At 52.7% G+C, this 14107-nt stretch carries 13 protein-coding genes; 6 read left to right on the top strand and 7 right to left on the bottom strand.

The window, feature by feature from the left end:
- Nucleotides 1-107 precede the first annotated feature (107 nt).
- Nucleotides 108-1025 (top strand): cation diffusion facilitator family transporter, encoded by a 918-nt coding sequence (locus ABD028_RS11345; protein WP_343844958.1) that lies wholly within the window; start codon nucleotides 108-110, stop codon nucleotides 1023-1025.
- Here ABD028_RS11345 and ABD028_RS11340 read toward each other — a convergent pair.
- From ABD028_RS11340 to ABD028_RS11330, 3 genes are read right to left on the bottom strand one after another with little or no spacing between them, the layout of a single operon-like run.
- A complete protein-coding gene (locus ABD028_RS11340; protein WP_343844956.1) occupies nucleotides 994-2028 on the bottom strand; it encodes an alpha/beta fold hydrolase in 1035 nt (344 codons plus the stop codon). The genes ABD028_RS11345 and ABD028_RS11340 overlap by 32 nt on opposite strands.
- Nucleotides 2018-3412: an ATP-binding protein gene (locus ABD028_RS11335; RefSeq protein ID WP_343844955.1), complete on the bottom strand. Its 1395-nt coding sequence runs from the start codon at nucleotides 3410-3412 to the stop codon at nucleotides 2018-2020. The genes ABD028_RS11340 and ABD028_RS11335 overlap by 11 nt, the downstream gene beginning before the upstream one ends.
- On the bottom strand, nucleotides 3409-4101 hold the full coding sequence (locus tag ABD028_RS11330) for a response regulator (RefSeq protein WP_343844954.1): 693 nt from the start codon (nucleotides 4099-4101) through the stop codon (nucleotides 3409-3411). Before ABD028_RS11330 ends, ABD028_RS11335 begins: the two co-directional genes overlap by 4 nt.
- 171 nt (nucleotides 4102-4272) lie before the next feature.
- On the opposite strand from ABD028_RS11330, the gene ABD028_RS11325 reads away from it, so the two are divergent.
- A complete protein-coding gene (locus tag ABD028_RS11325; RefSeq protein ID WP_343844953.1) occupies nucleotides 4273-5031 on the top strand; it encodes a Spy/CpxP family protein refolding chaperone in 759 nt (252 codons plus the stop codon).
- A 63-nt stretch (nucleotides 5032-5094) separates the two neighbouring features.
- Here ABD028_RS11325 and ABD028_RS11320 read toward each other — a convergent pair whose 3' ends face one another.
- The 3 genes from ABD028_RS11320 to ABD028_RS11310 form a co-directional block, all read right to left on the bottom strand.
- Nucleotides 5095-5613 carry a response regulator transcription factor gene (locus tag ABD028_RS11320; RefSeq protein ID WP_343844952.1) on the bottom strand — a complete coding sequence of 173 codons (519 nt, stop codon included), beginning with the start codon at nucleotides 5611-5613 and terminating at the stop codon, nucleotides 5095-5097.
- Nucleotides 5610-6848, bottom strand: a complete 1239-nt coding sequence (locus ABD028_RS11315) for a sensor histidine kinase (RefSeq protein WP_343844951.1) — start codon at nucleotides 6846-6848, stop codon at nucleotides 5610-5612. Before ABD028_RS11315 ends, ABD028_RS11320 begins: the two co-directional genes overlap by 4 nt.
- A gap of 103 nt (nucleotides 6849-6951) precedes the next feature.
- Nucleotides 6952-7440 carry a copper chaperone PCu(A)C gene (locus ABD028_RS11310; protein ID WP_343844950.1) on the bottom strand — a complete coding sequence of 163 codons (489 nt, stop codon included), beginning with the start codon at nucleotides 7438-7440 and terminating at the stop codon, nucleotides 6952-6954.
- 187 nt (nucleotides 7441-7627) lie between these two features.
- Between ABD028_RS11310 and ABD028_RS11305 the strand changes: the two genes are divergently transcribed.
- From ABD028_RS11305 to ylqF, 3 genes are all read left to right on the top strand, one after another.
- A complete protein-coding gene (locus ABD028_RS11305; RefSeq protein ID WP_343844948.1) occupies nucleotides 7628-9700 on the top strand; it encodes a TonB-dependent receptor family protein in 2073 nt (690 codons plus the stop codon).
- Nucleotides 9701-11092 (top strand): PepSY-associated TM helix domain-containing protein, encoded by a 1392-nt coding sequence (locus ABD028_RS11300; RefSeq protein WP_343844947.1) that lies wholly within the window; start codon nucleotides 9701-9703, stop codon nucleotides 11090-11092.
- An 80-nt stretch (nucleotides 11093-11172) separates the two neighbouring features.
- Nucleotides 11173-12171, top strand: a complete 999-nt coding sequence (ylqF, locus tag ABD028_RS11295) for a ribosome biogenesis GTPase YlqF (RefSeq protein ID WP_343845198.1) — start codon at nucleotides 11173-11175, stop codon at nucleotides 12169-12171.
- A gap of 228 nt (nucleotides 12172-12399) precedes the next feature.
- On the opposite strand, the gene rlmE is transcribed toward ylqF, so the two are convergent.
- Nucleotides 12400-13020, bottom strand: a complete 621-nt coding sequence (gene rlmE, locus ABD028_RS11290) for a 23S rRNA (uridine(2552)-2'-O)-methyltransferase RlmE (protein WP_343844946.1) — start codon at nucleotides 13018-13020, stop codon at nucleotides 12400-12402.
- Between the two features lie 314 nt (nucleotides 13021-13334).
- Here rlmE and ABD028_RS11285 point away from each other — a divergent pair, with 314 nt between their 5' ends.
- Nucleotides 13335-14078 carry a TrmH family RNA methyltransferase gene (locus ABD028_RS11285; RefSeq protein WP_343844945.1) on the top strand — a complete coding sequence of 248 codons (744 nt, stop codon included), beginning with the start codon at nucleotides 13335-13337 and terminating at the stop codon, nucleotides 14076-14078.
- The last annotated feature ends 29 nt before the right edge of the window (nucleotides 14079-14107 follow it).

The raw sequence follows: 14107 nt of genomic DNA, 5'->3' as shown, positions 1-14107 counted from the left end.
AAAAGGTGGCCAAGAATAGCATTTTCTGTGCGCCTGTGCCCGACCTGTGCATCGCTGGCACGTCGGGGTATACTGCTCAGCACAGCAGGAATGAAGGCAGGTGAAGGGTGATATTCAGCAAAAAAGCCAATACGGACAGTTATAGTTATTGGGTACGCCTGGCCAGCTCTTTTGCCCTTTTTGCCGCCTTTTGCATGATCCTGGTAAAAATCTGGGCCTGGTACAGAACCGATTCAGCCGCCATGCTGGCATCCCTGACCGATTCTTTCTTTGATGTGGCCGCGTCAGTGATCAATTTCTTTGTGATCCGTTATGCGCTGATGCCGGCAGATGATGATCATCGCTTTGGTCACGGTAAGGCCGAGTCCCTGGCGGGATTAGCCCAGGCCGCCTTTATCTTCGGCTCAGCCCTGCTACTGGTATTACACAGCGTCGACCGCTTAAAAAATCCCATACCATTACAGCAACCCATGCTGGCCGTGTATGCCACCCTGTTTACCGTGGTCATGACATTGGCCCTGGTGGGGGTGCAGCGTATGGCCATTCGTCGCACCAGGTCTGTGGCAATTCGGGCCGATTCATTACATTACCAGTCGGATTTGCTGATGAACCTGGCGGTATTGCTGGCCTTGTGGCTAAGCACTCAGGGCTATTTGTCCATGGATGCCTGGTTTGCCATCGGTATTGCCTTGTATCTGATGTGGGGAGCAAAAGGCATAGTGCAGGAGTCTGCCAACGCCCTGATGGATAAAGAGCTGCCAGAAAGCTTTAGTGAGCAGATTATGGCGCTGGCCACTGCTCATCCAAAGGTGCATGGGGTGCATGATATCCGCACCCGCCAGGCCGGTCGCACTATTTTTATTCAGTTTCACCTTGAACTGGACGACAACCTGCGCCTGCTGGAGGCCCACGATATTACCGTTTGGGTGGAAAACAAAGTGAAAGACGCCATACCGGAAGCCGAGGTGTTGATACACCAGGATCCGGTGTCTGTTACTGCAGAAAGTCCAGGATCTGCTGCATAGCAGGCTGTCGATACTGGTCGGCTTCCATCAGCAGTTCATGCTTGGCTTTGTCTATTTGCACTAGCCGACAGTTGGGCATCATGGCGCACACATGATCCTGCGCGCTGTTTTCCACCACCATATCCGCGCCAGCCTGTAGTACCAGTACTGGCGTCTGAATTTGCGGGGCCAGCTCCGCAATTCTGTGCATGGCCTGTATGGATGCAGCCAGCCAGTTAAAGGTCACGCCACCTAATTGTAATCTGGGTTCTTGTTCATATTCCTGTCTGAAAATCTGATAACGCGCTTTGCTGTGAGTCAGTACATTCAGGGCAAAAGGCACGGCCAGATAATCGCCTTGACCAACAAAATACCAGGGTCTGGAGGCAAACCATTGGTTCAGGGTCTGACCGCTACTTATCAGCGCTTTGGCCAGCCACATTGGCAGTGGCGTTTTTATACCAAACATCGGTGAGGTAAAAGCCGCTTTGGCAAAGTCCTGAGGATGTTGGTGCAGGTACAGCGCACCAATTGCACCGCCCATGGAGTGGCCCAATAACACAGGTTTATGCTGGGTGTTCGGCGTAACTACCTGGTCATAAAAGGTTTTTATATCCTGCACATAATCCACATAGTCCTGTACATAGCCATGGTGTGGATTATCACTCATGCGTCCGGACAAGCCCTGGCCGCGATGATCAAGAATGAATACAGAATAGTGGTTCTGATACAGATCGAAGACCACTTCCTTGTATTTAAGAAACCCCTCAATGCGGCCACTGCTTATTACAATGCTGCCGACTGCTTCCGGGTGCAGGCTGTAGGCGTAGCTAATGGGCACATTGTCGACGCCCTGGAATTCACCTGTTGTGACCTGATTATGCCAGAACCCTTGAATTTGCATGGGGTAGCTGGATTCCAACTGACTTTCTTCGGAAAAATAGTAATCCATGGCCGGCAAGGATGAGCAAAAGCCTAAAGATAGCAGAAAGCCGTAGCAGATTGTCAGGACTTTATGATGCAAGGGTATGCAGCTCCAGGTTAACCTGCAGACCACCACTGGGCAGGTTTTCTGCCCATATTCTGCCACCATGGGAAGCCAGGGCGCCAGCGGCAATGGCTAATCCCAGGCCGGTACCGCCGCTTTGCCGGGTTCTGGCGCTGGAAACCCGATAAAAAGGTTTAAACACCGCCTTAAGTTCTTGTTCTGGCAATCCCGGACCGTCATCGCAAATACGGATGCAAATCAGCTTACCTTGTTGCTCCGCATCTAAGGCCACACGGCTACTGGCATAGCGCAAGGCGTTACGTAGTACATTCTCCAGGGCGCTGCTGATAAGCCGGGTGTCGACTTGCAGCTTGACCGAGTTCGGATAGCTACAGGTAAATTCAACTTTACCTGCGTTGGCTTCAAATTGAATATCCTGACAGAGTGGCTGCAACAACTCATCAAGGGTAACGGTTTCCAGAACCAGTTTCTGCTGGCCGGCATCCAGTTTGGCCAGGGTCAGCACATGTTCCAGCATGGTATCGATGCGGTTGGCTTCCTGTTCGATTCGGGCCAATTCCGGAATGGTCTGCTGCTCGCGTTGCTGGGCGATGCCAATCGCCACCTGCAGTCTGGCCAGGGGGGAGCGTAATTCATGGGAAATATCTGCCAGTATGCGTTTCTGGCTGTCCACCAGAGCTTCAAGCTTATCGGCCATATGATTAAACTCGCGGCCTAGCTGGCCCACTTCATCATGGCGATGAGCCACTCTGCTGGCACGACTTTGCAAGTTACCACCGGCCATGGCCTGAGTAGCGGCCTTTAACTGGCCAATTGGGCGGATAATCGACCAGGCCAGCAGCAAACAAAGGGTGCCGCTCAGCCCCAGCACCAGCGCTGCCAGCAGATAGGGATGCTCTTTGATCTGACTGAACAAACCCGGTGGACGATGACGGCCGGCAAACAATAAATACTGCTGGTCGGCCAGCATGATAGGTAGCGGGCCGGTAAACTGCCAGAACATGCCTTCAATCTGGATCATGCCGGTTTGTTGTTTCAGGGATAAAAACGGCTGGATGTCGAATCTGTCTTCACCGGGAAAGCCAGCGATAAAACTGTCGTCTGCAGGATTGAGCAGCAGCAGGCCCATCCGGTGACGCATGCCCATACCGCGCAGCAAGCGGTTCAGATCTTGCTGGTCGGCATCGCGTCGTTGCGCCGCGTCCAGCATACGGCGGCCGATTTGCTGCAGCTTTTCCACCTGCTCGGCATTGGCCGGTGAATATCTGGCTTGTTCGGCAAGCTGCCGCGATGTCCAGCCTGTGGCCACTATCATGATCAATGCAGATAGCCAGAACCAAAGAAAGATGCGGCCAAACAGGCTATTCAGCGGATTCAGTTTCAGCCACCATGTTGTCATGGAATTTCCACCAGCATATAACCTGCGCCACGGATGGTTCGGATCCGGTCTTCTTCCACCACCATCGCTAGCTTGCGGCGTAAATTACTTACATGCATATCGATGCTGCGGTCAAAGGCACTAAGCTTGCGTCCCAGCACCTTCTCGCTGAAATCCTGCTTAGTCACCAGCTTACCCAGATTGCTCATCAGTAAATGCAACATGGCAAATTCGGTACCGGTCAGTTCCAACTCGGTATCGTTAAGACTGGCCTTTTGGGTGGACGGATCAAGCTTTAACCGGTCGATATGCAACACCTGCTGCTGGCTGGTGGCGGGCAATAATTCCATCCGCCGTACGATGGCCTTAATACGGGCCGATAGTTCTCTGGGATTGAATGGCTTAGGCAGGTAGTCGTCGGCACCCAGCTCCAGACCGAAAATACGGTCAAAATCATCGCCCTTGGCGGTCAGCATTAAAACCGGGGTCAGATGCGTCTGGCGCAGTTTCTTCAGTACTTCAAAGCCATCCAGTTGCGGCAACATCACATCCAGCAGAATCACATCAAAGTGTTGGCCACTGGTGGCCATGGCCAGCCCCTGCCTGCCGTCGTGAGCCAGGGTCAGTTGATAGCCCTGGGGAGACAGGTAGTCACACAGCAGCGCCGTCAACTCGGTATCATCATCGATCAGCAGCAGGGATTTATTCATATCGCTTAACCGTCAAGTACTATGAGTTGGATGCTACCCGCGCGCACAGAATTGTCAAAGCCAGCCTGCCATGCCTTTACACAAGCTTTACATTGGCTTTGCGTTACTTTGCATTGCACTGGTTAGACTTATCTCAACGTCGCGATATGCGAATCAACCAAGGAGATTGTTATGAAACCATTGACCAAGTTGTTGCTGCCGTTGGTTGTCGGCTTGACCTTCGGCGCTGCCGTGCAAGCAAAAGAACCGCCCAGAGGCCATTTATTCAAGATGTTTGAAGCGTTACAGCTTAGCGAGCAGCAACGTCAGGATATCCGTACCCTGTTTAAACAAGGCCGTGAGGACATGGGCGTGTTTCGCGAAGACCGGCGGGCGACATATGAGCAGATGCAGGCGCTGATAAAAGCCGACAACTGGGATGCTCAGGCAGCGCAGACATTGCTGGAACAAAGCAGTGCAGACCGCCAAGCGGCCATGTGGGGCAAGGCACAAATGCGCCAGGCAGTCTGGCAGGTGTTAACTAGCGACCAGCGTGAGCAGTGGCAGGACATCCAGGAACAGCGCTTTGACGGCCCCAGAGGGGAACCATTCAGTGGCCGCTGGCTGAAAAAGCTGGAACTGACTGACGAGCAACAGCAAGCGCTGGAAACCTTGCAAGTGGCTGCCAGCGCGGCCAGACAACAAAGCCAGACTTTGCGTCAGGGTTTTGCCGATGCCGAGCTGGACCTGATTGAGCAAGGTAAACTCAATGAGCAGAATTGGCAGGCCCTGTACAACCAGTACCAGCCACAATTTCTGAATCTGGAACTGCAAAAGCTGGTACAGCGCCATGATTTTTATCAATTACTGAGCGAAGATCAGCGCAGTGCATTGCAACAGCGTATGGAAAAACGCCAAAAACGTCAGAAACACCAGCACCGTCAATCATAAACATACCGTTATGAGTGGTGTCTGACATATCACGCTGATACCCAGGGGCTGAATCATCGGCCCCTATTCTGTTCTGGGTTTTTTCGCCAACTTGCGCTGCAGAGTGCGTCGATGCATACCCAACTGGCGGGCTGTGGCAGAAATATTGCCCTGATTCTGCATCAACACCTGCTGAATATGTTCCCATTCCAGGCGTGACGTAGACATGGTGGGCAAGGCTTGCAATTCTGTGCACTGGCCAGCCAGGGCCTGTATCAAAGCCTGTGTATCCACTGGCTTGGCAAGATAGTCATCGGCGCCAATTTTTATCGCTTCTACCGCCGTGGCAATACTGGCATAGCCGGTCAGCAGAATAATCCGCGCTTCGGGTAATAGGTTTCGCAGGTTGGGTAAAATACTCAGACTGTTGTCCTGACCTACCTTCATATCCAGGATCACATGACTGGGCAGGTGAGCATGCGCCAGACTCAGGCCCTGGGCCAGGGTCGCAGCATGCAGGCTTTGATAGCCATGGCGGTGTAGACGCCGCTGCAGCACATCGGCAAAGCTTTGTTCGTCTTCAATCAGCAGTACGGTATTCATTGTACTGCCACCAGGCCAATACTGACCTCTGCCACCGCACCACCCTCTTTATGATTGTAAAGCTTCAACTGTGCGCCCAGGCGCTCCAGCGTGGCGTGGCTGAGCAATACACCCATGCCCAGGCCCTGTTCACTTTCCACCAGGCTGGCTCCTAATGCCAGTAGATTCTGTGGCGGCAAGCCCCGACCATAGTCCCTGATTTGCAAGGTCAACTGCTGCCCGTTTACCTGGCTGCATAATTGAATGCTTTGCTGGTGATTTCGTCGGCTGGCCTGCACCGCGTTTTGAATCAGATTCAACAAGGCGGGCAGTAAGGTGGTATCGGCGCGAACTGCCAGATTGTTTTGTTCTGCCAATTGGTACTGGGGCTGAATATCGGCAAAATTTAGCTGCACTTCGTCCTGTAATTGCTTGAACAGCAGGGTAACGGGAATATCGCGCTTGCGATTGAGCTTCACCTCTTCGGCAATGGCGCGAAAATCCTGCAGATGACGGCTGCAGTGTTGCAACTGTTGCTGCAATTGCTGCAGCACAGGGGGATGATCTGCCAGGTCTTCCTGAAGCTCTTCGGTCAGCAGCGTAGCCGTAGACAATGGCGTAGCCATATGATGGGCAAACTGCGCCGCCGTGGTACCCAATGCCACCAGTTGTTCCTGGCGCAACTGTTCCTCGCGCTGCTGGCTGAAAAAGCGCTCCTGACGCTGCATGGCTCTGGCCAGCGACGCTACCACCAATACCACTACCAGTGCGGATAATACAAAGTTCACCCACATGCCGATAAAGTGCTGCTGCATATCCATATTGTGCAACTGATGGGGATTAATGCTCAGCAGCAGCGCGGTATAAGCCGTTAAGGCCGCCAGACTGACCAGTAATAGCAAGCGACGAGACAAGGTGACGGCAGCAATGGCCACAGGTAAAAGTAGCAGGGACACAAAAGGGTTGGTGGCGCCGCCGGCAAAATACAACAGCAGGGTCAAAAACAGAATATCGAGCAGCACCTGTAATAAATACTCGGCGGGATGCGCATTGCGGTTACCCCGGTAGCAAAAATACAGCAGCATATTCACGGTTAGCTCAACGGCCACTACCGCCTTTAAGCTGTGATAGGGTAGTTCAATGTCGAACCAGTGTTGTGACAGCAGAATGGCCAGCAATTGCAGCAGGATAAAGCCATATCTGAGTTTAATCAGTTGCAACAGGTGGCGGTTGGTCTGCAAATACTGCGTCAGCATCCGGTGATATCCAATTCAAAAAGAAGTCCACCAGGGCGATCCGAGCAGAAACCGCCCCGGTGGCAAGAAATTTTTCACCAGTTTACCGCTTTTTTAACGGCTGTCAGTGATGGTGATGATGCTGCATGGCGGAGGCACTGGGGTTGTCTTCCACTTTCACCTGAACCTCCAGTTGGCCGCTGCGGGCGAAATGTAAGGTCAGGGGAAAAGTATCCCCTTCTTTCAACGGTGTCTTCAGGCCAATCAGCATAATGTGGGTGCCGCCCGGCGTTAAATGCAGATTACTGTTGGCCGCGATCAGAATGCCGTCTTTGGCTTCCCGCATCATGGTCATGTCATTCTGGTGCAGGGTTTGGTGAATTTGCACACTGGTTGCCAGGGTGTCTGCGACTGTGGCAGCGATTAACTTTTCATCCTGGCTTTGCGGATTGTCGATATTCAGGTATACCGCACCGGTGCCGGTGACCGCCAGGGTGGGGCGTGCCCAGGGATGGTCAATGCTGAGTTTGCTGTTGGCATAACTGTGGGTAAAGGCGCTGACAGACAGCAGTGCAAAAGGCAGGGTCAGCAGTAATCTCAATACATGACGCATCTGGAAATCCGTTTTCTATCAACAGGATGATAGGGCTTATTGTAAAAACTCCGGCGCTGCAGGCAATGCGGCATATTGTCGCACCTTAAAGCCGGCCAAATTGGCCACCTGCGACATTTTGTCGCATCCCCCTTAATGGCTTTTTTCAGTAAGGTTTTCTAACTCACTGACAAGCAAGGGAAACACAATGCTCACCAGCCAACGCAATTTTCTGGCAAGTTGCCTGGCCTTATGCCTGGTACCTCAAGCCTATGCGGATGATGCCAACCCTGATAACCATAATCAGCCACTCGAACGCATATTGGTACAAGGCGCACAGAGCAAGCTGGATATTGAGTCGGAGCAAGCCTTAACGCCAGGTGGCGTCAGCATTGTTGACAGCGAAGACTTTTATCAGCGCAATGTGGCGAATCTGGCCGATATGCTGCGCTTTGTACCCGGCCTGTGGGTGGCCAGCGGCTCCACCGGCGACTCCAGTTTTTTTTCCAGCCGGGGCTCGAATCTGGACGCCACCAGTTATGATGGCAATGGCATCAAATTGTTGCAGGACGGCCTGCCCATTACCGCCGCCGACGGCAATAATCACAATCGCAGCGTTGACCCGCTAAGTACCCGTTATGCGGTGGTAGCACGCGGTGCCAATGCGCTGACTTATGGCGCCAGCACGCTGGGCGGCGCAATTGATTTCATTTCCCCCACGGCCCATGATTTAGAGCCACTGCAACTGGTGATAAACGGCGGCAGCCATGGTCTTTGGCAAGGGCGCTTAAGTGCGGCTAAGGTGAGCGGTAATCTGGATGGGGTGGTCACTTTGGAAAGTCGCAAGTGGGATGGTTTTCGCGGCCATCAGCAACAAAACAGGCAAAGCCTGTATGCCAATGGCGGCTGGCAGGCCAGTGATAATCTTGCCACCCGCTTGTATCTGACCTATATCGACAACGATCAGGAACTGCCTGGCGCACTAAGCCGTGCTGAGTTTAATCAGGACCCATATCAGGGCCAGGCAGGTGCTCAGCTTGGGCATTATCAATACAATGTGCGTAGCTGGCGTGTAGCCAGTAAAACGCAGTGGGATATCAGTCCCGTCAGCAGCTTGTCGGTGGGATTGTCCCATGAGCAGCAGGCCTTGTATCACCCCATAGTGTATAACCCGTTCTTCAGCCTGCTGATTGACACCGACCAGCACAATAGCGGCTTGTCGCTGCGCTACAACCATCAATGGCATGCGCATGATGTGTTAATGGGGCTGAATTACGGCCAGACCAGTGTCAAAGGCGGAAATTACCGCCATGACAAGGGGCGCAGAACCGAGCTGATGACCAGGGTGGATAATGATGCCGATAGTCTGGAAGCCTTTGTGGTGGATCGCTGGCAATTTGCACCAAACTGGAAGCTGATTTACGGCGTGCAGGGCGTGCTGGCCAGCCGCGAGGTGCGCAATCTGAATGTCGACACTGGTGCTTTGTATCACCCGGATGCTGACTATCAAAGTGTTAATCCCAGGCTTGGTCTGATTTATCAATGGCATGACAATATCGAAGTCTTTACTAATCTCAGTCGTTTATACGAGCCGCCGACAAATTACGAACTGGAAGACGATGCCAGCCCCGATGACAGTGCCCTTAAGGCCATGCAGGGCCAAGTCATTGAAATAGGTAGCCGCGGCAGTAATAACCTGGGGCAACGTGGGCTGTGGCATTGGGAGTTGGCGCTGTATTACGCCAGATTGCAGGATGAGATATTGTCGGTGGACGATCCGGATGCACCAGGAACCAGCTTGGCCACCAATGTGGATAACACCATTCATGCCGGACTGGAAGCGATGTTGGCAGCCAGCCTGGCACTTGGCAAAGGCACGCATCGGCTCGAACCTAAACTCAGTCTGACCCTGAATGAATTCTCCTTCGACAAGGATAGCCACTATGGCAACAATACGTTGCCTGCCGCACCGGGGTATGTACTCAGAGGTGAGGTGATTTACCGGCACGACAATGGTTGGTTTATTGGCCCCACCTTTGACAAAGTGGATGCGCGTTATGCCGATTTTAACAACAGCTACGAGGTTGACGGCTACAGTCTGCTGGGATTGCGCGGTGGTTACAGCGGCAAGAGTTGGGAGATTTTTGCCGAGCTGCGCAACCTGACAGATCGCGCTTATGTGTCATTGGTGAGTGTCAGAAATCAGGCCAGTGCTGATGCGGCGATTTTACAGGCCGGTGAACCCCGTTCTTTTTATGCCGGTTTCAGGATGGGTTTTTAAGTGTCAACCACCGTTATCAATAAGTCGGTGCCCCCGCCGACCGACAAACAAAATGGCCGGTTTTATCAGGCAGTCTGGCGTTGGCACTATTATGCCGGGCTGCTGGTGATGCCATTTATGCTGATACTGCTGTTAAGCGGACTGTTAATGCTGCTGAGCAAACCACCCGAGTCGCTGTTTGCACAGTCCAGTTTACAGGTAGAGGAAAATGCCAAACCACTGCCAGCCTCTCAGTTGTTGGCAAAGGTCCGCCAGCGCTACCCTGATGCAAGCGTTAAATTGTATATTGCGCCGCACAATGCCAGTAGTGCCGCGCAGTTTTATCTGCAAACGGCAGCTCATCATCAGGGCGGCCATGCTGGCCATGGCGCAGGTGGTGAACAGGTGTTTATTCATCCCTACAACGGCGAGATTCTGGCCAGCCAGCAGCCTGCTCACAGCTTGTATAACTGGCTGAAAGATCTGCATGGCAGTTTATTTCTGGGCAAACTGGGTGATGCATTGATTGAGACCGCAGCAGGGCTGGGTATTCTGATGGTGTTGTCCGGGCTTTATCTGGCCTGGCCCAGAACCGGATGGCGATCTTTAAGTATTCATTGGCGCCCGGCCAGTCGCAGCCAGTGGCGGCAGATCCATAAAGTGGTGGGGTTGCTGGTAACCTTGCCGCTGCTGTTTTTCCTGCTGTCCGGGCTGGCCTGGACCAATGTCTGGGGTGGTATGCTGGTGCAACCCTGGGGCTCATTACCAGGGACTAGTTTTAAGGGTGCAAAAAGTGCGGAACAACATCAGAGCATGAATCATGCAGGCATGCATCAGGTGCCCTGGGCCATGGAGCAAACCCTTATGCCTGCATCGGCGGGCCGCCTTGAAGCGCTGGATCTTGATCAGGTTACCGCTATTGCTGCCCGGCAGGGCTTGAGTAGCTATAGGGTGCATTTCCCGTTGGATGACAGCGGCGTATGGACTATTTCCGCCACCACCATGGCCGGGGATATCAACAACCCCTTGCAAGAACGCATTGTACATCTGGATAAATCCAATGCCGAGGTACTGGCGGATATCCGCTTTGCTGATTACCCCCTGATGGGACAGGCCATGGCCGCTTCCATTCCATTTCACCAGGGTGATTTGGGAGTATGGAACTGGCTGCTGAATGTGTTGCTGGTTTGCCTGATTTTGCTGCTGACCATCAGCGGCCTGATATTGTGGTGGAAGCGGCGTCCCAAACGCCGAGCACTGGCTGCGCCCCCTCAGGCCAAGCCCTCATACAGTAACGCGGCAGCCGCTCTGATGTTGCTGGTAGCGCTGTGCTTTCCACTTTCTGCATTGGCTTTGCTGGGCATTATTTTACTGGACTGGCTGGTGGTCGTCAGAAGACCGGCATTGGGCTAAGCTGCACTGACAACAGAAATCCAAATAAAGTCGGTAAATCAAGTAGAATGCCGGCAATTGGTTTGATGAAGGTGGTCGACGTGGCGTTACAGTGGTTTCCGGGGCATATGCATAAGGCCCTGAAAGAAATAAAAGAGTCTTTGCCTCAGGTAGATATTCTGATCGAGGTATTGGATGCACGTATCCCCTTTTCCAGCGAGAACCCTGAAATCGCCAAGATTCGTGGTGACAAGCCTTGCCTTAAGATTCTGAACAAATACGATTTGGCCGACCCGGATATTACCGCCCGCTGGCAGGCCCATCTGGAAAGTGAGCGCGGGGTAAAAACCATTACCACCTCCAGCGATAAACCAGCAGAAAGTAAACAGATTATGCAACTGGTGCGCAGCATCTGTGCGCAAAAAGATGCCTCGGTAAAAGCCATTAATGCCATGATCACCGGCATTCCCAATGTGGGCAAATCTACCCTGATCAATATTCTGGCCGAACGTATTATTGCTAAAACCGGCAATGAACCAGCGGTGACCAAGAACCAGCAACGCATTAATCTGGGCAGCGGTATCGTGTTGTATGACACCCCCGGCGTGCTCTGGCCCAAGCTGGAGAACCCCAATTCTATTTATCGTCTGGCCGCCTCCGGGGCGGTAAAGAATACCGCCATGGAATATGACGATGTCGGCTTTTACGCCGCCGACTATTTGATCAATGCCTATCCGGCGCAAATGCAGGAGCGCTTTAAACTGGAAGAATTGCCTGATACCGAGCTGGAATTTCTCGAAGCGGCCGCTAGAAAGCGCGGCGCCATTATGAGCGGTGGCCGGGTTAATCTGCATAAAATCTGCGAAGTGCTGCTGAACGAACTGCAATCCGGCAAGCTGGGCCGAATTAGCCTGGAAACCCCGGAAATGCTGATGCAGGAAAAAGTCGAGATGGAAGCGGCGGCGGCCAAGAAGGCGGAGGATAAGGCCAAACGCAAGCAGCGCTTTAAAGACGGCTCATTAACGCCGGATAAACAGGACCGCAAGGAAAAGCGCACCGAAAAACGCCAGGAACAAAGCCGCCGCATGAAGAAACGTTAATTATTATTTTAGAATTAACCACAGAGGCACAGAGAACACGAAGTGGTTGAAGGTATTGTTCCTCAGCGTCTCAGCGTCTCAGCGTCTCAGCGAGAAGCCTTCGATTATTTACTGCAGAGACAAATCTAACGTCCAGTTATCAATAAAATAAATAGAGAGATCGCCTTGATCTCTCCGTGCCCTCTGTGTCTCTGTGGTGAAATCTTATCTCTCTTACAGAAAATGCCGCTAGCCCTTAAAGCCCTTGCCGACCAGATAGACTTCGCGGGAGCGTGGGCGGGACGCGGCCGGTTTGCGCACCAGCACCTGATTAAAGGAAGTGCGCACATCCTTAACGTACTCTTCATAACCCACGCCCTGGAACACCTTTGCACAAAAGCTGCCGCCGGGCTTCAGAACATTGCGGGCCATATCCAGTGCCAGTTCCACCAGATACATAGAGGCATACTGGTCGGTAGTATTCACACCGCTCATATTCGGTGCCATATCGGAAATCACCGTATCAACCTGGCAGTCTCCCAGGGCTTGCAGAATCTGCTCGTATACGACTTCGTCGGTAAAATCGCCCTGGATAAAGGTAACACCGACAATGCCGTCCATCGGCAGAATATCCGAGGCAATCACCCGCCCGCTATCACCGACAATAGGCGCGACAATTTGTGACCAGCCACCAGGCGCTGAGCCCAGGTCCATTACCACACTGCCGGGGCGAAACAACTTATCTTTTTCATTGATTTCAAGCAGCTTATAACTGGCGCGGGAACGATAGCCGTCAATCTGGGCCTTTTTCACGTAGGGATCGTTTACGTGTTCGTCCATCCACTTTTTACTGGTTTTTGATTTGGCCATAAGATAAGTCTGCTGCTGTCGCTGAAACGGCGCATATTGTAAGCTTGCGCCCCTGAATTGCAAAATCCTTCGGCTGGGTTGACGGCAGAAGGAAAAACCACAGAAAGCCAAACCACAGAGGCACGGAGTACACAGAGATCAGAAAGTCTTGAGACTTAACTGACGGTGAAGGGAAATATCTCTGCTACCATCCCAGTATTCCCACAGTGCCCGAGCGTCGAGGGGAACAATCAAGCACAAGCACATCCTCATATTGGCACTCTCTGTGTTCTTCGTGTCTCTGTGGTAAGTATCTTTTTGTATTGGGTATCTTTATGAAACTGGACGACGTTAAAAAGCTGCATCAGAAAAAGTATCGCACCGAATTCGGCCATTATCTGGTAGAAGGCGAGCACCTGATTCTGGAGCTGCAAAAAGCCATCAAAAATCGTGCAGATGCAGGCCGGATGACCCTGTATATCACCGAGTCGCATCAGGATTGGGCCTGCCAGCTACCTGCGGATTTTCAACTGGTGGTACTGAATGAAAAACAGATGGCCCAGCTCAGTGATACCAAAACACCACAGGGCATGATTGCCTGCGTGCCGTTACCCGAGCCCGGCAGCCTGCCAGCGCCGCAACAGGGTGAACGTTGTATTTATCTGCATGAAGTGCAGGACCCGGGCAATCTGGGCACTATTATCCGTACCCTGGCCTGGTTTGGACAGTTTCGTTTACTGCTAAGTCCCAACAGTGTCGACCCGTTTAATTCCAAAGTGGTGCGCGCCAGTATGGGCGCGATATTCCATCTGCCTGTTGAGCAGGATGTTGTGCTGGACGAGCTGCCGCAACGCTTCAGCCGCTTTGCCTATCTGGATTTGCAAGGGCAGAACATCAGTGCGCCGGGCTTTGCCGGTTACCACTGCTATTTGTTTGGTAATGAGGCCCGCGGCGTGCCATCAGAAGCGCTGCAGGCCTTTAGCGCTGATGCTTTTACTATTGCCGGATGCGGTAGTATTGATTCGCTGAATCTGGCCAGCTCGGTGGGAATTTGTGCGTATCAACTTTCGTTAACCTGAACCGGCAAACCTGCATGCTTGGCTCTGTG

It is taken from the genome of Bowmanella denitrificans (assembly GCF_039522935.1).
GTDB classification, from domain to species: Bacteria; Pseudomonadota; Gammaproteobacteria; order Enterobacterales; family Alteromonadaceae; genus Bowmanella; species Bowmanella denitrificans.
The sequence above is the reverse complement of the archived record's forward strand: the minus strand, read 5'-3'. Positions and strand labels throughout refer to the sequence as shown.